Raw genomic sequence first — 18,400 nt, forward strand, 5'->3', positions numbered from 1 at the left:
CCGGACCGTGGTTCGACGACAAGGACGAGGTGGACGAGGCATGAGCCTTTCCGACGCCGTGCAACGCAACTGGTATCGCTCGCAGCCCACGTCGCTGGCGCTGCGCGCGTTGTCGCGCCTGTACGGCTGGCTGGCCCGCCGCCGTCGCGCCCGCTTCGCGCGCCATCCCGCGCTCAGCGTCGGCATGCCGGTGCCGGTGATCGTGATCGGCAATCTTTCCGTCGGCGGCACCGGCAAGACGCCGCTGACCATCGCGCTGGTCGAGGCCCTGCGTGCGCAGGGCTGGCATCCGGGCGTGGTCAGTCGCGGCTACGGCGGCCAGCGCCGCGTGCCGGAGCTGCTCGGGGATGCGCCGGATCCGGCCGAGGTCGGCGACGAACCCTGCCTGATCCGTGGGCGCACCGGCGCGCCGGTGGCGGTGGGTCGGGATCGACCGGCTGCCGCGCGACTGCTGGTGGAGGCCGGCGTGGACGTGATCCTCGCCGACGACGGCCTGCAGCATTACCGCCTTCGGCGCGACATCGAGATTTGCGTCATCGATGGCATCCGTCGTTTCGGCAACGGCTGGCTGTTGCCGGCGGGGCCATTACGCGAACCGATCGAGCGGCTCAAAGACGTCGATTTCAGGGTCTGCAACGGCGGCGTCGCACAGGACGGCGAGGTGCCCATGCGCCTGCTCGGCGACACCGCGTATCCGCTGCTCGGCGAGGAGCGCACGCTGCCGCTGGAATCGCTGGTCGGCAAGCGCGTGCACGCGGTGGCCGCGATCGGCAATCCGCGCCGCTTCTTCGAGAGCCTGCGCGCGCAGCGCATCGATGTGATCGAGCATCCGTTTCCCGACCACCACGCCTTCAGCGCACGCGATCTGGATTTTGCCGATCGCCTGCCGGTGCTGATGACCGGCAAGGATGCGGTCAAGTGCATTTTCTTCGCGCGCAAGCACTGGTACAGCGTGCCGGTGCGCGCCGATCTGCCGGACAGCTTCCTGCGTGAACTGACCGACCGTCTTCGCCGTGCGCAACCGCGCCCGAAGCGGACGCGGGACGGCGCATGACCGTCGCACAGGCGCGTCATGCACGGCTGCGTCTGCGCGCGCGCCTGTACGCCTGCGTGCGCGACTTCTTCCGCGAGCGCGGCGTGCTCGAGGTGGAGACGCCTGTGCTGTCCGCGGCCGGCAACACCGACCCGAACATCGAGAGTTTCCGCACGCGCTTTCACGGCCACGTCGATGCCGGCGAAGCCGTACGTTACCTGCGCACTTCGCCGGAATTTCCGCTCAAGCGTCTGCTGGCGGAAGGGCTGGGCGATTGCTACGAACTCGGCCGCGTGTTCCGCGACGGCGAGGCCGGCGGTCGCCACAATCCCGAATTCACCATGCTGGAGTGGTATCGCGTCGGTTGGGACGAGCGCCGCCTGGCCGAGGAGGTCGTGGCGCTGACGCAGGCGGCGCTGACGCTGGTCGAACGCCATGCCGAAGTTTGCGTGACCACGTATGCGGCGCTGTTTCGGGATGCGCTCGGGCTGGACCCGCACACGGCCTCCGTCGAACAGTTGCGCGAGCCGTTGCGGGATTTCGGCATCGATGCCGAAGGACTCGGGCGCGACGACTGGCTCGATCTGCTGATGACGCATCGTCTGCAGCCGTCCTTTCCCGCCGATCGCATCACCGTGGTGCACGACTATCCCGCCAGCCAGTGCGCGCTGGCGCGGGTGCGGCCCGGCTCGCCGCCGGTGGCGGCGCGTTTCGAGGTGTACCTGGGCGCCTACGAGCTGGCCAACGGCTACCACGAGCTTGCCGATGCCGACGAACAGCGTGCCCGCCATCGCCGCGATCTCGCCGTGCGCGAGGCGCGCGGTCTCGCTCCGGTGCCGATGGACGAGGCTTTACTGGCGGTACTCGATGATCTGCCGGACTGCGCCGGCGTCGCGCTCGGCGTGGATCGTCTGCTGATGTGCATGCTCGGCACCGACGCCATCGCCGACGTGCTGGCGTTCCCGTTCCGCAGCGCCTGAGTCCGGCCGGCGGACCTCAGCTCCGACGGCCGCCGATGTTGTCGGGATCTTCGTCGCGGTAGGGCAGGCGGATGTGGCCGTAGCGCACCACCAGCACGGCCAGGCTCAGCAGCAGCACCGTGCCGCCTTCGGCCAGGGTGGTCCAGGCGTTCATGTCGGGCGTTTCCAGCGTCAGGTGTCGCGCCATCGCCACGATCGCGATGTACAGCGGCATGCGTACCGGCAGACGGCCGGCGCGCCAGTAGATCCCGTTCATGGCCAGCAGTTCGAGGTAGATGAACAGCATCAGCAGATCGGCGACCGTTACGCGCCCCTGGCGGTACATCAGTGCGATCTCCTGGCCGGCGGCAGCCAGTGTGGCGATGAGCACCACCAGCAGACCGGCGTATTCGAGCAGCCGGATCAGACGGAAACCGCGTTCGCGCAGGGCGTGCTCGATACCGTTGGGCATGACCTTCTCCGCTGGTGACCCATGGTCACAGCGTATGTCGCCGGGATGCAGCGCACGCCGCCTTGCGACGTTATGCCACAGCATCGCGGCGCGCCGTACATCGGCGCGCCGCGACGGGTCTTACGGCGAGAAGCGCAACGCCACGGCGCGGCGTTCCAGAATGCCCATGTGGGCCTGGTCGACCAGCTTCAGGTCGCGCAACTCGTACGGTGCCTGCAGACCGCTGCCGGCCAGCGCGCCGGCATCGAAGCGCAGGTCGATGGTGCCGTTGCCGGCCTGCAGCCAGTCGGCCGACTGCGCGTACGCCATCGGTTTCATGCTGCCGTCGGCCGCCTGGCCGTAGAGCACGCCGGATACGGCGTAACGGCTGGCCTGCACCGCGTCGACGCCGATCATCACGTCGATACCGCGCTTGCCGCGGGCTTTCACCTGCACCGCGCCGCTCAGCTTCGCATCGGTGACGCTGACCGCGAAGGCGGTGGTGGCGTCACGCAGCACGGTCTGGCCGGAAGCGTCGGTGGCACTGGTGAAGGTGTGCAGCTCCCACAGCCCCGGTCGGGTGGCATGGTCGGCATCCGGCGTCACGTCCACGGTGTAGCTGCCATCGGCATGGCGCTGATAGCTGAGGTTGCGGGTGTGACCGTCCGGCGCGACCAGGTAGCCGCCCACAGCGTCCATCGCGCGGTTGGCCCCGTCATCGCGCAGGTGCACGTTCAGACGCACCGACTGGCCGGAGGCGATGGTGTCGCGATCGGTCTGCGCGTGCAGCACCATCGGGCTCTGCGGTTCGTACACATGCACGACGTAGCGGCCCTTGGCGTCATCGGCTTTCAGCGTGACCGGACCGGGACCGAGGTCCGGACGCAGTTTCATCACCATGCTGCCGTCGCTGACCATCATGCCAGCCTGACGCAGTTGCGAGGCATCGGCGCTGTTGCTCATGGCCTGTGTGCCGGTGAGCGTGCGTCCGCCATGCACGACCTGCATGCGCTGCGGATCGAGCTGGCCGAAGCTGCCGCCGACCGGGCTCAGCCGGACCAGCGCGCCGGGCGCGGAAGTGCGCAGTTGCAGGCCGTGGTGCAGTTCGTCGGCGGAGACGTCCTGCCAGTACTCGCGGCTGTTGCGGTCGAACGGTTTCGGCGCGGCTTCCAGCGCGCGCTGGGCGTCGAGTTTCCAGCTGACGTGCACCGGGCGGTGATCGATGCTCGGCGTAGCCGGCGCGGCAGCCGTCGACAGCGAGGCGGTGGCCGGCGCCGTCGGCACCGTGCGCAGCGTCTGCGGTACCAGGTCGCCTTTCTGCGCGGGCAGCAGGCTGGCGTTGGATGCGTTCGCGGCGCCGGCGACCATCAGGGTCAGGGCCGCGGCGATCGGAAGAATACGGATCTTGTTCATGGCGGCCTCCTTACAGGTCGTTGCGCAGCACGGTGTCGATGCCGAAGCAGGCGCGACGGCTCTGGTTGTGCGAGAGCGTCTTGCCCAGCACGTTCTTGTCCTTGAACCACAGGGTGCCGGCCGCGGACTGGCTGGTGCAGTTCAGGAAGCCATCCGAGCAGCTGTCGAGCCAGTTCTGGGTAAGCTCCAGACCGACGTTCAGGGAGTAGCCGCCGCAGTAGGAGTCCGAATTGAACGGCGAGGACGTGACATCCGTGCCGACCACGTCCCAGAAGCCCTTGGGCAGGGCGGGGCGACCCGACGTGCCGAGCAGGTAGTTCTGGTTGTAGTAGGCCATCCAGCTCACCTGCTGCTGGCGCACGGCGTCGTTCTGGTAACCGAGCAGCCAACCCAGCGAAGCCTCGAACACGTTGCCGTTCATGACCGCGTCGGCCAGCGGCGTGCCCGCGCTGGAAGGGGCCACGGCATCGACCCAGCGGATCTTGGCGATGATGTTCGGGTAGCGGCTGTCCCAGGTCGGATTCGACAGAATCCAGCGCATCACGTTGCCGCCGTTGGAGTGCGTGATGACGACCAGGTCGTCGATGTGGCGGGCGTTGATGAAGTTCGTCAGCTGCGTCGCCAGGCAGCCTGCCGCGCGACTGTCCCACATGTACTGGGTGAAATCGCAGTTGACCACCAGCAGGTTGTTCGGATCGCTCAATCCCTTGCGGATCGATTCGACCATCGAGGACTGCCAGTAGTCGTTGTAGGCGTCGGTCTGGCTTCCTGTGCCGTGGACCAGCGCCACACCGGTGACGGCCGCGAAGGCCGGAACGGTGAACAAGGCCATGAGCATGGCCAGTACGAAGGCAAGACGTATGCGTCGTTGCATGATGTTCCTCCCCATCCATCTCGCGCGGCGTGTGCCGCACGTGCCCATGCACCCGCTTGCGGGGCATCGCGTCCTTCCACATCGAGTGATGAGCGGTTAATCGGTCCGCCCCCCAGCGAACCGCCCGTACCGTGGCGCGCATCTCCCCCCGGAGTTGAGCGCAGCGGCGTTCGCGAGCCTAGCCCCGGAGGGTGATGGCAGTCAAACGAACGTTTGTAAATTTGTGAAGCCGAGCGAATGCGCGGTGTGAATCCGCGCGATACGAGCGCTTCAGAATTCCAGGTCGACGGAGGCGCAGAGGTAGTCGACGAGCGGCGCGACGCGCTTGAAGATGCGCACCACTTCGCCGGTTAGTCTGGGCGAGCAGACCAGCGCGTCGTCGAGCGGCGCGCCGGTGGCGAAACTCTTCAGTTTCAGATCCTCGATCAGTTCGTGCTCGGGATCGAAACCGCGCGGCGGACGGGTCAGCCGCTCGCCGTGGAAGGCGAATTCCTTGCGGAACGCCGCGCTGCGGGTGGCGCGCTTCCAGGCATCGGGATTGTCGGCGATGAAGTGGCGGATGCGCCGCAGCGTCGGCGATTCCGGATGCCAGATGCCGCCGCCGGCGAAGCTGTTGCCGGGTTCGATGTGCAGGTAGAACGACGGCGAGTGGACCTCGCGACGGCGCTCGTGGAAGAAGCGCGCGCCGCTCCAGGTCTTGTACGGCAGCTTGTTGTTGGAGAAGCGCACGTCGCGATGGATGCGGAACAGCGAGCCGCCGATCTTGCTGGGATCGGCGCGGTAGTGCGGGCTGATCGCCGCGATCGGTTCCTGCAGGTCCGCGATCAGTGCCAGGAACGGTTCGCGCAGATGTGCTTCGTACGAGTCCTTGTGCGCATGGAACCACTCGCGACTGTTGTTGCGTTTGAGCTGGGTGAGAAAGCGGAACGTGGCGTCGGAAAAATAGCTTCGGCTCATGCCTTGATGTCCAGATCAAGTTCGGTGGCCAGTTCGCGGCCCCACTGTTCGAGCTGGTCGAGCAGGGGCAGCGCCGCGCTCTCGCGCTCGCCGCGCAGGCGTTGCAGTCGGTCGATGTAATCCGTGAGCGACAACGTCGACAGTGGATGGCTTCCGCGCACGCGCTGGCGACGGAAGTCGTCCCAGCGCGCGCGTTCTTCGGTACTGAGCGTGTGCGGCCAGTTGCGGGCGCGGTAGCGGAACAGCAGCTCGGCGTAGCGCGGGTCGCCGAAGCCGAAATCGCGGCCGAGCTGTTCGGGCGGCGTGGCCCGCACGGCGTCCAGCAAGGGCCGGTCGGCGTCGGGCAGGAAACCGGCGTAGAGCGCCAGTTCCGGATCGTCCGGCGGCGGCAGGTCCGCGGCGACGGCGAAGACCTCGCGCACCTTGTCGGCGATGCGATGCACGGCCAGCAGCTCCTTGCGGTGGACGGCGCAGCGCTCCGCGTCGAGGCCGATGCGCGCGGTGTCCACGCCGTCCAGCACCGACAGCGGCGCCAGCGCCGGCGAACGGTTGGCGTGGATGGTGCGCAGCGGAATGCGCTCGACGTCCTCGGGCAGGTCGGCGCGCGGCGTGAACACGCGGTCGGCGATGTCGTCGGCGTCGAGCACGATCAGGTCGACCGGGTTGGTGGCGAGGTCGTAGACGATGATCTCGTTGCTGCGCGACGGGTGCCGGGCCAGCGGCACGATCATGGTCATGCAGCCGTTGGCGGCGGGGTAGCGCGAGGACACGTGCAGCAGCGCGGGCTTGCGCACCAGGTCGAGCAGTTCGAAGGCGCGCTGCTTGCGGCGCAGCTCGAAATACCAGTTCCACAGGCGCGGCTGGCGCGTGCGGATCAGGCGGGCGAAGGCGATCAGCGCCTCGACGTCGGACAGCGCATCGTGCGCGCGGCGCTGCTCCAGGCCGTTGGCTGCGGCCAGATGCTCCAGCTTGAAGCTCGGCGCGCCGTCGTCGCGCTGCGGCCAGACGATGCCGTCCGGGCGCAGCGCGTGGCACATGCGTGCCAGATCGATCAGGTCCCAGCGCGCATTGCCGTTGCGCCACTCGCGCGCGTACGGATCGTAGAAGTTGCGGTACAGCATCTGCCGCGTGAATTCGTCGTCGAAACGCAGCGAGTTGTAGCCGACGCCACAGGTGCCGGGCGCGGCCAGCTCCTCGTGCACGCGGGAGGCGAATTCGGCCTCGCACACGCCCTCGCGTTGCGCCTGCTGCGGGGTGATGCCGGTGACCAGGCAGGCCTCGGGCTGCGGCAGGGCATCGCGCGGCGGTCGGCAGAACAGCGACACCGGGTCGCCGATCGGCTCCAGATCGAGCGTCGTGCGGATGCCGGCAAACTGCACCGCGCGGTCGCGGCGGGCGTCCGTGCCGAAGGTCTCGTAGTCGTGCCAGAAGAAGCTCGCCTCGCTCATGGCGGGCATCTTCGCACGACTGCACCCCTTGCGGGGCAAGGCTTCGCGCCGCGCCCCTGCTACACTCGCGACCAATCCCGAGGAGGCCGGCGATGCCGCAACACGACGACAACCTGATCTGGATCGACCTGGAAATGACCGGGCTGGACACGGACCGTGATTCCATCCTGGAAATCGCCACCATCGTCACCGATCGCGAACTCAACGTGCTGGCCGAAGGGCCGGTGTTCGCGATCCTGCATACCGAGTCGCGCCTGCAGGCCATGGACGACTGGAACCGCAACCAGCACGGCAGTTCCGGGCTGTGGGATCAGGTCCTGGCATCCGGCGTCGACCATGCGCAGGCCGAGGCCGAGACGCTGGCGTTCCTGAAGGAATGGGTGCCCGAGCGCAAGTCGCCGATGTGCGGCAATTCGATTTGCCAGGACCGTCGGTTCCTGCATCGGCAGATGCCGGCGCTGGAGCGTTATTTCCATTACCGCAATCTCGACGTGTCCACGCTGAAAGAGCTGGCACGCCGCTGGGCGCCGTCAATCGCGCGCGGCATCGGCAAGACCAGCGCGCATACCGCGCTCAGCGACATCCGCGATTCCATTGACGAACTGCGCTACTACCGCCGCTTCATGGGCGCGCTGTCCGGTCAGGCGGAGCCCGCGGCGTGAGCAGCCTGTTTGTCGAGGATGCCGGCGTGCGGCGTCTGGACTGCGGCGGGCGCGTCCTGCGGCTGGATCGGCCGCGCGTGGTGGGCATCGTCAACGTCACGCCGGATTCGTTCTCCGACGGCGGCGACCACGCCGACACCGGCGCCGCCGTGGCCCATGGCCTGAAGCTGCTGGCCGAAGGCGCGGACATGCTCGATATCGGCGGCGAATCCACCCGCCCTGACGCGGCCGACGTCGATGTCGATGAGGAACTGCGCCGGGTGGTGCCGGTGCTGCGCGGACTGGCCGCGCAGTGCGATGCACCGCTGTCCGTCGATACCTCCAAACCGGCCGTGATGCGCGCCGCCGTCGAGGCCGGCGCGGGACTCATCAACGACGTGCGTGCGCTGCGCGAGGACGGTGCGCTGGACGCCGCCGCGGCGCTGAAGGTGCCGGTCTGCCTGATGCACATGCAGGGCGCGCCGCGCGGCATGCAGTCGGCGCCGGCCTACGACGACGTGGTCGGCGAAGTGCACCGCTTTCTCGCCGAGCGCGTGTTCGCCTGCGAAATGGCCGGCATGGACAAGCGCCAGCTGCTGGTCGATCCCGGCTTCGGTTTCGGCAAGACGCTCGAACACAATCTCGAACTGCTGCGGCACACCGAACGTTTCGTCGACCTGGCCGCCGGCGTCTACGTCGGCCTGTCGCGCAAATCCATGATCGGCGCGCTGACCGGGCGCGAAACGCCGGTCGAGCGCATGGCCGGTTCGGTGGCGGCGGCGCTGATCGCCGTGCAGCGCGGCGCGATGATCGTGCGCACCCACGATGTGGCGGCGACTGTCGATGCGCTCGCCGTGTGGCGCGCGGTGCACGCCGGCGACCGTTCGCCGCGCGCGGAACGTCGCGACGCCGCCCCGCGCTGGCCCGACGACGAATGACGCGCGGGCCGCGCGCATCCACGACCTTGCAGAAGAATCCCACGCCATGAGCAACCGCAAATACTTCGGCACCGACGGCATCCGTGGACGGGTCGGCGAATGGCCCATCACCGCCGAGTTCATGCTGCGTCTGGGACGCGCCGCGGGCGTTGCGCTCGGTGGCAGCAAGGAGCGTCCCACGGTGCTGATCGGCAAGGACACGCGCATCTCGGGCTACATGTTCGAGTCGGCGCTGGAGGCCGGTCTGGTGGCCTCGGGTGCGGACGTGCGCCTGCTGGGACCGATGCCGACACCGGCCGTGGCGTTCCTGACGCGCAGTCTGCGCGCGGACGCCGGCATCGTCATCAGCGCCTCGCACAACCCGCATCAGGACAACGGCATCAAGTTCTTCTCCGCGGCCGGCGAGAAGCTCGACGATGCGGTCGAGGCGGCCATCGAGCGCGAGGTCGATGCCGATTTCGTCACCGTGCCGTCCGAGCGCCTGGGCAAGGCGCGGCGCATCGACGACGCCGAGGCCCGCTACGTCGAGTTCTGCAAGAGCACCATGCCGCGGGACTTCAGCCTGCATGGCACGCGCATCGTGCTGGATTGCGCGCATGGCGCAACGTACCAGGTGGCGCCGAAAGTCTTCGGCGAACTGGGCGCCGAGGTGCATCTGATCGGCGCGCAGCCGGATGGCTTCAACATCAACGCGGGCATCGGTTCGACCCATCCCGAAGCGCTGCGCAAGGCGGTGCTGGAGCAGGGCGCGGATCTGGGCATCGCCTTCGACGGCGACGGCGACCGCGTGCAGATGGTCGACCGCAACGGCGTGCTGGTCGATGGCGACGACATGCTCTACGTGATGGCATGCGCCTGGCAGCGCAGCGGGCGGCTGCACGGCCCGGTGGTCGGCACGTTGATGAGCAACTACGGATTCGAGCAGGCGCTGGGTGAGCTGGGCGTCGACCTGATCCGCGCCAACGTCGGCGACCGCTACGTGCTGCAGCAGCTGAAGGCGCACGGCGGCGTGCTCGGCGGCGAAACGTCCGGCCACGTCCTGTGCCTGGACCGCGCCAGCACCGGCGACGGTATCGTGGCCGCGTTGTGCGTACTCGAAGCGCTGCGAAATCTGGGTCAGGATCTGGTGGCGGCACGTGCGAGCATGCACAAGCTGCCGCAGGTCATGCTCAACGTGCCAGTGGCGCAGGGCGCGCGCGAGGTGCTGGAAACCGAAGCGGTGCAGACGGCCGTCGCGGCGGCGGAGAAGCGCCTGCAGGGACGCGGCCGCGTGTTCCTGCGGCCCTCGGGTACCGAGCCGCTGGTGCGCGTCACCGTCGAGGCCGCCGATGCCGAGGAAGTGCAGGGCATGGCGCAGGCCCTCGCGGACGTCGTAAAATCGGCGCACTCACGCTCGTGAGCCTGCCGGACGCCAGACGTGTCCAACCAGGTCGCCAAGGATTGGCCCGACGTGCACCGCTCCTGCGGTAGCGGATTCCCAAGACGACCGCACGCCAACCTGGACTTTATGGAACGATGAAAAACGTACCCACGCTCGACATCCGCCGTTTCGACACCGACCGCGACGCCTTCGTCGCCGAACTCGGCGCCGCCTACCGCGAATTCGGTTTCTGCTGCATCAGTGGCCACGGCATCGCCCACGAGCGGATCGAGCACGCCTACGACGTCTTCCAGCGCTTCTTCGCGCTGCCCGAGGACGTGAAGATGAAGTATCACGTGCCCGGCACCGGCGGCGCGCGCGGCTATACCCCGTTCAAGGTCGAGACGGCCAAGGACAGCCAGTATCCGGATCTCAAGGAGTTCTGGCACATCGGTCGCGAGATCGATCCCGACTCGAAGTTCGCCGACACCATGGCGCCGAACCTGTGGCCGGCCGAGGTGCCGGATTTCAAGCAGCATGGCTACGCCCTGTACGAGGCGCTGGACCAGCTCGGCGCGCGCGTGCTGCGGGCGCTGGCGCTGCACATCGATCTGCCCGAAACCTATTTCGAGGACAAAATCGACCAGGGCAATTCGATCCTGCGTCCGATCCACTATCCGCCGATCGAAGGCGGCGACGTGCCGAACGTGCGCGCCGGCGCGCACGAGGACATCAATTTCATCACCTTGCTGGTCGGCGCCAGTGCGGCGGGCCTGGAAGTGTTCACGCGCGAGGGCGAATGGCTGCCGATCACCACCACCGGCGACGCCATCGTGGTCAACATCGGCGACATGCTGCAGCGCCTGACCAACCACGTGTATCCGTCGACCACGCATCGCGTGGTGAACCCGCCGGGCGCCGATGCCCGCAAGCCGCGCTATTCGGTGCCGTTCTTCCTGCATCCGAATCCGGATGTGGTGCTGGACCCGGTGCCGCAGTGCGTGAGCGCGGACAACCCGAGCCGCTACGACACGTCGATCACCTCGCACGAATACCTGCAGCAGCGGCTGCGCGAGATTCGTCTGATTTAATCTTCATTGCGGCCGTTCCGCCGGGCCATGTTCCATGGTCCGGCGGACTGTCTGCGTTGTCGAGCTTTGGGTCCCAGGGGAGTACGAATGCGCTTTTTCAGCAAAACCCTTTGCATGCTGCTGTCTGTTGCGGTCACCGATGCATGGTGCGGACCGTCCGCCCCGGCCGCAGCGATGCATGCGTTGAGCTACTTCTCGGGAAGCTGGGCCTGCGAGGGAGTGTTTCCGGCCAGCGGCAAGCACATCGCCTCGACGATGCGGTTCGATTTCGATCTGGGTGGAGCGGTGCTCGTCAAGCATCACGACGACCGACCGCCGTCGGGCTATCGGGCGATTGAAGCGTGGGGTTACGACCAACAGGAAAAAACTTACCGCGCTACGGTGATGGACAACTTTGGTGGAGCACGCCGCATGCGCAGTGACGGCTGGAAGGGGAAGGTGCTGCGCTGGGTGGTCGATACCGACGGAGGGCCGCCGCAGCAGTTCGTGTATGTGCGTCTGAACCGGAACACGTACCGGGTCGACTGGAAGATCGATCGCTCCGGTCGTGGTCTTGAAGTTGGCGACACGCTTACCTGCCGGCGTCGCTCCTGATGCGCGGCAAAAACTAGGCCATCCAGAAGAACACCGCCGTCATGCGTTTGTCCTCCAGCGTCAAGCCGCAGTAGGCGGTGGCGCTGTGGATCAGGTTGGCGCGATAGACCAGCAGGCGGTTGAAGCGGTTGTCCACGTGCACGTCCTCGACGAACGAGTTCGGCGGCACGTGGCGCGTGCCGAGCGCGTCGACCAGATGGCGATGCGGCTTGTTGACCGTGTTGCCGCCGGCCTGGCCGTTGCCCAGCCGCTGACGGTAGAACGCGGTGCCGCAACGCGCCGGCGCGTCGGGGGTCAGGTACAGCACGGCGGCGTAGCGGCACAGGTGCAGCGAATCGGTATGCGGCTTCACGCCGCCCTCGATGGCGCCGACCACCTGCACGCAATTGTGATTGAGACGGGTGCCGTCCTCGGTCTGCTCGACCCACAGACGCTTGGCGCCGGTCAGCTGCGTGACGCGAGCATCGATGTGCGCCTGTTCGTCCTCGTCCAGCGCGGGCAGGGCGCGCATGCCGGGCCAGACTTCGGCGGTGTGGGGATGGCCGTAGCTCCAGTCCTCGCGCGCAAGTTGGCGTTCGCGCACGGCCATCGGGTCCGGCAGGGCGTCGTCCACGACCCAGTAGTCGCGGCCCTCGACGGGCTTGCGATAGGGCAGATTGCGCATCGGACGGACGGCGGCGGGCATGGCGTTCACTTCGCGAAAGGGGCGACGCCCGAGCATACCGCAGCGTCGCGTGCGGTTCGGCGGACTATTCGCCTTCCATCACCCGATAGCGACTGGAGTGACGCGCCGACAGGCGCAGGGCGAGCCGATCCGGCAGCAGTTTGGCGAAGGTCTTGATCATGCGGTTGATGCGCCCGTTGACGTAGACCACGTCGCCGCGCTCGACGGCATCCAGACCCTGCGCCGCCACCTGGTCGGCCTGCATCCACATCCACTTGGGCATCTTCGAGACCAGTTCGCGCGCGCCGGTGACGTCGTGGAATTCGCTGTAGGTGAAGCCCGGGCAGACCGCGCAGACATGAATGCCGCGCGCGCGACTCTCCAGCGCCAGCGATTCCGAGAAGCGGATCATGTAGGCCTTGGAGGCTGCGTAGAGCGTGTGGCCGGTGGAGCCGGGCAGGTGGCCGGCCAGCGAGGCGACGTTGACGATGCGTCCGTGGCGACGTTCGATCATCCCCGGCAGCAGGCGGTGCGCCAGTTCGGTCGGTGCATGCACGAGCACCTGCAGGAAATCGCTGTGGCGCACCCAAGGCTGGCTGTCGAAGGTACCGGGCACGCCGTAGCCGGCGTTGTTGATGAGTACGTCGATGCCGAGGTTGCGCTGTTCGAGCGCATCGACCAGGCGACGCGGCGCCATCGGGTCGGTCAGATCGTCGACCATGATCTGCACGTCGACGTTGTGCTTGGCGCACAGTTCCTCGGCCAGTTCCTGCAGTCGCGCGGCGCGGCGTGCGGTCAGCACCAGGTCGTGACCGCGCGCGGCCAGTTCGCGCGCGAAGGCAGCGCCGATGCCGGCCGAGGCGCCGGTGACCAGAGCCACGGGGCGGGGATGTGCGGTCATGCGCGTTCTTCCTTGCGGTGTCGAATCCACATCATAAGCAAAGCCGAGACAATGCGAGGCGGTCGCTGCGCACGTTTTTCGGCGCTTGAGGGCAAGGGTGACGGCGCGCGCCGCACGCATGGCCGCATTGCCACATTCGCGTCGTCGCCGCTATCCTTGCGGGCTTGATCGAGGCGAAAGGGGTCCACGCATGCGCAAAATGCTGGTGGCAGGTAACTGGAAGATGCACGGCTCGCGCGAGATGGCCGATGCGCTGACCGCGGATATCGCGGCGAAGTGCCCGGTGGATGTCGACGTGGCGGTGTTCCCGCCGTACCCCTATCTGGCCGATCTGTGCGCAAAGCGCGGCGACATGCTGCCGTGCGGCGCGCAGGACGTCAGCGAGCACGCGCAGGGCGCCTACACGGGCGAAGTATCGGCGGCCATGCTGCGCGATGTCGGTTGCGTCTGGACGCTGGTCGGCCATTCCGAGCGACGTCAGTACCACGGCGAGAGCAGCGCGCTGGTGGCGCGCAAGTTCGCCGCGGCGCTGCAGGCGGGGCTGCAGCCGATGCTGTGCATCGGCGAGACGCTAGAAGAGCGCGAGGCAGGCCGCACCGAAGCCGTGCTGGCCGAGCAGCTCTCCGCCGTGCTGGATCTGAATGGTGTCGAGGCGTTCGCGCAGGCCGTGATCGCCTACGAGCCGGTATGGGCGATCGGCACCGGTCGAACGGCGACGCCGCAGCAGGCGCAGGACGCACATGCGTTTATCCGTAGCCAATTGGCAAAAGGCAGTGCTAAAATAAGCGGTCTGACGCGCCTGCTTTACGGCGGCAGCGTCAAACCCTCGAATGCAGCCGAACTGTTCGCCCAGGCGGACGTGGACGGCGGCTTGATCGGCGGGGCTTCCCTGACTGCAACCGATTTTCTGGCCATCTGCGCGGCAGCGCATCAAGCGCGTGGCGCGGCGGAGACCCATTAGACATGTTCATCATCTTCAGCGTTTTCTACATCCTGATCGCCGCGGCCATGATCGTGCTGATCCTCATGCAGCGCGGCACGGGTGCCGATGCCGGCGCCGGTTTCGGTGCGGGCGCATCCGGCACCGTGTTCGGTGCGCGCGGATCGGCCAGTTTCATGACCCGCGCCACTGGCGTGCTGGCGACACTTTTCTTTCTCCTCAGCCTCGGTATGGCGATATACTTCAGCCATAGCGGTGCGCCGAAGCAGGTCAAGAATCTTGGCGTGATGTCCGCGATGCAGACCCCTGCCGCGAGTGCCACGTCCACGACGGCGCCGACGGTGCCGGTCCAGACGGCTCCGCCGTCCAGCGTCGCACCGCGGCAGAGCGGTACCGACGTGCCGTCGCTGCCGCAGGAAGCGGGAAGCGCGAAGCCGGCCTCGTCGGCGTCCGCGAAGAAGTGACGATGTAAGTTTTTTTGCCCAGGTGGCGGAATTGGTAGACGCACTACCTTGAGGTGGTAGCGACGCAAGTCGTGGGGGTTCGAGTCCCCCCTTGGGCACCAAATACAATGAAGGCTGTCGTCATCGGGGCGACAGTCGCTGATGCGCAACGAAGCGTGGAGGTTGCCGACCCGTGCTAGCCGAATACTGGCCTGTGCTGTTGTTCCTCGTCGTGGCCGGTGGCCTCGGCATTGTCCTGCTGGCGATCGGTCTGCTCGTGGCACCCCGCAATCCCGACCCTGAAAAGCTCTCGCCGTACGAGTGCGGTTTCGAGGCTTTCGAGGATGCGCGCATGAAGTTCGACGTGCGCTACTACCTGATCGCCATCCTGTTCATCATCTTCGATCTGGAGGTGGCGTTCCTGTTTCCGTGGGCCGTGGTCTTCGACAAGATCGGTTCGATCGCGCTGATCGAGATGGCGCTGTTCCTGGCGCTGCTGGTGATCGGGTTCGCCTACGTCTGGAAGAAAGGAGCGCTGGAATGGGATTGATCTCCTCCATCGATCGGGTGATGCACAACCCGCAGCCGCTGGACCGCGTCGACGACATCCTGCGACCGGCCGGCGACAACCCCATCGTGCAGCGCGGCTGGGCCACGACCAGCGTCGATGCGCTGATGAACTGGGCGCGCACGGGTTCGATGTGGCCGATGACCTTCGGTCTGGCCTGCTGCGCCGTCGAGATGATGCATGCCGGCGCCGCGCGTCTGGACCTGGACCGCTACGGCGTGATCTTCCGTCCCAGCCCGCGACAATCCGACGTGATGATCGTCGCCGGCACGCTGGTCAACAAGATGGCGCCCGCGCTGCGCAAGGTCTACGACCAGATGCCCGATCCGAAATGGGTCATTTCCATGGGTTCGTGCGCCAACGGCGGCGGTTACTACCACTATTCCTATTCGGTGGTGCGCGGTTGCGACCGCATCGTGCCGGTGGACATCTACGTGCCGGGCTGTCCGCCGACGGCCGAAGCCCTGATCCACGGCATTCTGCAGTTGCAGAAGAAGATTCGCCGTACCCACACCATCGCACGCTGAGGCCGGGCCATGAGCGAAACGCAAACGAACTCGCTGGCCGAGCGCCTTGTCGCGCGCTTCGGCGAGGTGCTGAGCAAGGTCGAGACCGTGCGCGGCGAAACCACCGTGGAGGTGGCCGCCGGCGATTTGCTGCAGGTCGCCACCGCGCTGCGCGACGAACCCGAATTCGACTTCAGCGAACTGATCGACATCTGCGGCGTCGACTACCTCGGTTACGGACAGAACGAGTGGGAGACCACCTCGGTGTCCGGCGCCGGTTTCTCGCGCGGTGTGCGCGGCGAGGCCACGGGTCGCTTCGACTGGGAAGGCCGTCCGCGCAACGTGGAGATGGAGCGTCGTTTCGCCTCGGTCGTGCATCTGCTGTCGATCCGTCACAACAAGCGCCTGCGCATCCGCACCTATTGCGACGACGACGCGCTGCCGCTGGTGCCGTCGCTGGTCGCGCTGTGGCCGGTGGCGAACTGGTTCGAGCGCGAGTCGTTCGATCTGTACGGCATCGTCTACGACGGTCATCCGGATCTGCGCCGCATCCTGACCGACTACGGTTTCGTCGGTCGTCCGTTCCGCAAGGACTTCCCGCTGATCGGCAACGTCGAGATGCGCTACGACCCCGACAAGAAGCGCGTGGTGTACGAGCCGGTCACCTCCGTGGTGCCGCGCGTACTGGTGCCGCGCGTGATCCGCGACGACGTCGACCTGCAGCAGGCCAAGGCCGAAGCTGCCGATCACTGGCAGGAGAATTGAGCGATGTCGGCTCAGGAAATCCGCAACTACACGATGAACTTCGGCCCGCAGCATCCGGCCGCGCACGGCGTGCTGCGCCTGGTGCTGGAGATGGACGGCGAGACCGTGGTCAAGGCCGATCCGCACATCGGTCTGCTGCATCGCGCGACCGAGAAACTGGCCGAGTCCAAGCCGTTCAACCAGTCGATCGGCTACATGGACCGCCTCGATTACGTGTCGATGATGTGCAACGAGCACGGCTACGTGCGCGCCATCGAGAACCTGCTGGGCATCGAGGCGCCGATTCGCGCGCAGTACATCCGCACGATGTTCGACGAGATCACCCGCATCCTGAACCATCTGATGTGGATCGGTTCCAACGCGCTCGATCTCGGCGCCATGGCGGTGTTCCTGTACGCCTTCCGCGAGCGCGAAGAGCTGATGGACTGCTACGAGGCGGTCTCCGGCGCGCGCATGCACGCGACCTACTATCGTCCCGGCGGCGTCTACCGCGATCTGCCGTCGAAGATGCCGCAATACAACGAGTCGCGCTGGCACAAGGGCGCGGACCTCAAGCGCCTGAACCAGTGGCGCGAAGGCTCCATGCTGGACTTCCTCGACGCCTTCACCGACGACTTCCCGTCGAAGGTGGACGAGTACGAGAACCTGCTGACCAACAACCGCATCTGGAAGCAGCGCACCGTCGACATCGGCATCATCAGCCCGGAGAAGGCGCAGGCCTGGGGCATGACCGGTCCGATGCTGCGCGGTTCGGGCATCGAATGGGATTTGCGCAAGAAGCAGCCGTATGCCGCTTATGCGGACATGGACTTCGACATTCCCGTCGGCGTGCATGGCGACTGTTACGACCGCTACCTGGTGCGCGTCGAGGAGATGCGCCAGTCCAACCGCATCATCAAGCAGTGCGTGAAATGGCTGCGTGAAAATCCGGGTCCGGTCATGCTGAGCAACTTCAAGGTGTCGCCGCCGTCGCGCGAAGCCATGAAGAACGACATGGAAGCCCTGATCCATCACTTCAAGCTGTTCACCGAGGGCTACGGCGTGCCGGCCGGCGAAACCTACGCCGCGGTCGAGGCGCCCAAGGGCGAATTCGGCGTGTACCTGATTTCGGATGGCGCCAACAAGCCGTTCCGTCTGAAGGTCCGCGCACCCAGTTTCGTGCATCTTTCGTCCATGGACGACATCGTCGCCGGCCACATGCTGCCGGACGTGGTCGCCATGATCGGTACTTACGATGTGGTGTTCGGGGAGGTCGACCGATGAGAGCCACCGGTAATTTCGACAAGGTTCGCGACGTCGATCCGCAGGCCGTCCTCAGCGAGGACACGCGCAAGCACATCGATCACTGGGCGGCCAAGTTCCCGGCCGACCGCAAGCGCTCGGCGCTGATCCAGAGCCTGTTCGCCGCGCAGGTGCAGAACGGCGGTTATCTGACCGACGAGCTGATCGCGGCGGTGGCCAAGTACCTGGATCTGCCGCCGGTGTGGGCCTACGAGGTCGCCACCTTCTATTCGATGTTCGAGCTGGAGCCGGTCGGCCGTCACAACGTGGCGATCTGCACCAATATCTCGTGCTGGCTCAATGGCGCCGAGGACATCGTGCGCCACTGCGAGAACAAGTACGGCGTGAAGCTGGGCGAGAGCTCGGCGGACGGACGCATCTACCTCAAGCGCGAGGAAGAGTGCCTGGCCGCCTGCGCCGGCGCGCCGATGATGGTGGTCGACGGCCACTATCACGAGAAGCTGACGCTGGCCAAGGTCGACGAGATTCTCGACAAGCTCGATTGACGCAATTTCGCATTCTGCGGCCTTGAGCGGCCGCGACTGGATCCTCGCCGCGGCGGGATCGCAAAGG

21 protein-coding genes and 1 tRNA gene are annotated in these 18,400 nt (G+C 66.7%); 15 read left to right on the forward strand and 7 right to left on the reverse strand.

What is annotated here, in order from left to right; genetic code table 11:
* Nucleotides 1-40 precede the first annotated feature (40 nt).
* Entirely contained in the window at nucleotides 41-1,054 is a 1,014-nt protein-coding gene (gene lpxK / locus LF63_RS07310) for a tetraacyldisaccharide 4'-kinase (RefSeq protein ID WP_043100680.1), read from the forward strand.
* Nucleotides 1,051-2,013, forward strand: coding sequence for an EF-P lysine aminoacylase EpmA (epmA, locus tag LF63_RS07315; protein ID WP_043100682.1), 963 nt, complete (start codon nucleotides 1,051-1,053; stop codon nucleotides 2,011-2,013). Before lpxK ends, epmA begins: the two co-directional genes overlap by 4 nt.
* 16 nt (nucleotides 2,014-2,029) lie before the next feature.
* Here epmA and LF63_RS07320 read toward each other — a convergent pair whose 3' ends face one another.
* The 5 genes from LF63_RS07320 to sbcB all read right to left on the reverse strand — a co-directional run bounded on the left by LF63_RS07320 (nucleotide 2,030) and on the right by sbcB (nucleotide 7,135).
* Nucleotides 2,030-2,464: a phosphate-starvation-inducible protein PsiE gene (locus tag LF63_RS07320; protein WP_052394828.1), complete on the reverse strand. Its 435-nt coding sequence runs from the start codon at nucleotides 2,462-2,464 to the stop codon at nucleotides 2,030-2,032.
* 120 nt (nucleotides 2,465-2,584) lie between these two features.
* Nucleotides 2,585-3,856, reverse strand: coding sequence for a DUF4785 domain-containing protein (locus LF63_RS07325; protein WP_043100684.1), 1,272 nt, complete (start codon nucleotides 3,854-3,856; stop codon nucleotides 2,585-2,587).
* Between the two features lie 10 nt (nucleotides 3,857-3,866).
* Nucleotides 3,867-4,730, reverse strand: a complete 864-nt coding sequence (locus LF63_RS07330) for a hypothetical protein (protein ID WP_043100687.1) — start codon at nucleotides 4,728-4,730, stop codon at nucleotides 3,867-3,869.
* A gap of 270 nt (nucleotides 4,731-5,000) precedes the next feature.
* Nucleotides 5,001-5,687, reverse strand: coding sequence for a DUF2461 domain-containing protein (locus LF63_RS07335; protein WP_043100689.1), 687 nt, complete (start codon nucleotides 5,685-5,687; stop codon nucleotides 5,001-5,003).
* Complete coding sequence (gene sbcB / locus LF63_RS07340; RefSeq protein ID WP_043103410.1) at nucleotides 5,684-7,135, reverse strand: exodeoxyribonuclease I; 1,452 nt, start codon at nucleotides 7,133-7,135, stop codon at nucleotides 5,684-5,686. Before sbcB ends, LF63_RS07335 begins: the two co-directional genes overlap by 4 nt.
* 92 nt (nucleotides 7,136-7,227) lie before the next feature.
* On the opposite strand from sbcB, the gene orn reads away from it, so the two are divergent.
* From orn to LF63_RS07365, 5 genes are all read left to right on the forward strand, one after another.
* On the forward strand, nucleotides 7,228-7,797 hold the full coding sequence (orn, locus tag LF63_RS07345; RefSeq protein ID WP_043100691.1) for an oligoribonuclease: 570 nt from the start codon (nucleotides 7,228-7,230) through the stop codon (nucleotides 7,795-7,797).
* 5 nt (nucleotides 7,798-7,802) lie between these two features.
* Nucleotides 7,803-8,714 carry a dihydropteroate synthase gene (gene folP / locus LF63_RS07350; protein WP_043103412.1) on the forward strand — a complete coding sequence of 304 codons (912 nt, stop codon included), beginning with the start codon at nucleotides 7,803-7,805 and terminating at the stop codon, nucleotides 8,712-8,714.
* A 46-nt stretch (nucleotides 8,715-8,760) separates the two neighbouring features.
* Nucleotides 8,761-10,113: a phosphoglucosamine mutase gene (glmM, locus tag LF63_RS07355; RefSeq protein WP_043100692.1), complete on the forward strand. Its 1,353-nt coding sequence runs from the start codon at nucleotides 8,761-8,763 to the stop codon at nucleotides 10,111-10,113.
* Between the two features lie 116 nt (nucleotides 10,114-10,229).
* Nucleotides 10,230-11,165, forward strand: coding sequence for an isopenicillin N synthase family dioxygenase (locus LF63_RS07360; RefSeq protein ID WP_043100693.1), 936 nt, complete (start codon nucleotides 10,230-10,232; stop codon nucleotides 11,163-11,165).
* Between the two features lie 87 nt (nucleotides 11,166-11,252).
* On the forward strand, nucleotides 11,253-11,759 hold the full coding sequence (locus LF63_RS07365; RefSeq protein WP_043100694.1) for a hypothetical protein: 507 nt from the start codon (nucleotides 11,253-11,255) through the stop codon (nucleotides 11,757-11,759).
* A 13-nt stretch (nucleotides 11,760-11,772) separates the two neighbouring features.
* On the opposite strand, the gene LF63_RS07370 is transcribed toward LF63_RS07365, so the two are convergent.
* Together LF63_RS07370 and LF63_RS07375 are read right to left on the reverse strand one after the other, a co-directional pair.
* Entirely contained in the window at nucleotides 11,773-12,444 is a 672-nt protein-coding gene (locus LF63_RS07370; RefSeq protein WP_043103414.1) for a DUF6445 family protein, read from the reverse strand.
* A gap of 64 nt (nucleotides 12,445-12,508) precedes the next feature.
* Nucleotides 12,509-13,324: an SDR family NAD(P)-dependent oxidoreductase gene (locus tag LF63_RS07375; RefSeq protein ID WP_043100695.1), complete on the reverse strand. Its 816-nt coding sequence runs from the start codon at nucleotides 13,322-13,324 to the stop codon at nucleotides 12,509-12,511.
* Between the two features lie 190 nt (nucleotides 13,325-13,514).
* Here LF63_RS07375 and tpiA point away from each other — a divergent pair, with 190 nt between their 5' ends.
* The 8 genes from tpiA (at nucleotide 13,515) to nuoE (ending at nucleotide 18,333) form a co-directional block, all read left to right on the forward strand.
* A complete protein-coding gene (gene tpiA, locus LF63_RS07380) occupies nucleotides 13,515-14,285 on the forward strand; it encodes a triose-phosphate isomerase (protein ID WP_043100697.1) in 771 nt (256 codons plus the stop codon).
* Nucleotides 14,286-14,287: 2 nt separating this feature from the next.
* A complete protein-coding gene (secG, locus tag LF63_RS07385; RefSeq protein ID WP_043100699.1) occupies nucleotides 14,288-14,728 on the forward strand; it encodes a preprotein translocase subunit SecG in 441 nt (146 codons plus the stop codon).
* Between the two features lie 16 nt (nucleotides 14,729-14,744).
* Nucleotides 14,745-14,829 (forward strand) — tRNA-Leu (locus LF63_RS07390).
* A gap of 71 nt (nucleotides 14,830-14,900) precedes the next feature.
* Entirely contained in the window at nucleotides 14,901-15,257 is a 357-nt protein-coding gene (locus LF63_RS07395; RefSeq protein ID WP_043100701.1) for an NADH-quinone oxidoreductase subunit A, read from the forward strand.
* On the forward strand, nucleotides 15,248-15,802 hold the full coding sequence (locus LF63_RS07400; protein WP_043100702.1) for a NuoB/complex I 20 kDa subunit family protein: 555 nt from the start codon (nucleotides 15,248-15,250) through the stop codon (nucleotides 15,800-15,802). The genes LF63_RS07395 and LF63_RS07400 overlap by 10 nt, the downstream gene beginning before the upstream one ends.
* Before the next feature lie 9 nt (nucleotides 15,803-15,811).
* Nucleotides 15,812-16,546 carry an NADH-quinone oxidoreductase subunit C gene (locus tag LF63_RS07405; protein WP_043100704.1) on the forward strand — a complete coding sequence of 245 codons (735 nt, stop codon included), beginning with the start codon at nucleotides 15,812-15,814 and terminating at the stop codon, nucleotides 16,544-16,546.
* Between the two features lie 3 nt (nucleotides 16,547-16,549).
* Nucleotides 16,550-17,809: an NADH-quinone oxidoreductase subunit D gene (locus LF63_RS07410; RefSeq protein WP_043100705.1), complete on the forward strand. Its 1,260-nt coding sequence runs from the start codon at nucleotides 16,550-16,552 to the stop codon at nucleotides 17,807-17,809.
* Nucleotides 17,806-18,333: an NADH-quinone oxidoreductase subunit NuoE gene (nuoE, locus tag LF63_RS07415; protein ID WP_043100707.1), complete on the forward strand. Its 528-nt coding sequence runs from the start codon at nucleotides 17,806-17,808 to the stop codon at nucleotides 18,331-18,333. The genes LF63_RS07410 and nuoE overlap by 4 nt, the downstream gene beginning before the upstream one ends.
* The last annotated feature ends 67 nt before the right edge of the window (nucleotides 18,334-18,400 follow it).

Origin of the sequence: Oleiagrimonas soli (genome assembly GCF_000761445.1) — a bacterium.
GTDB classification, from domain to species: domain Bacteria; phylum Pseudomonadota; class Gammaproteobacteria; order Xanthomonadales; family Rhodanobacteraceae; genus Oleiagrimonas; species Oleiagrimonas soli.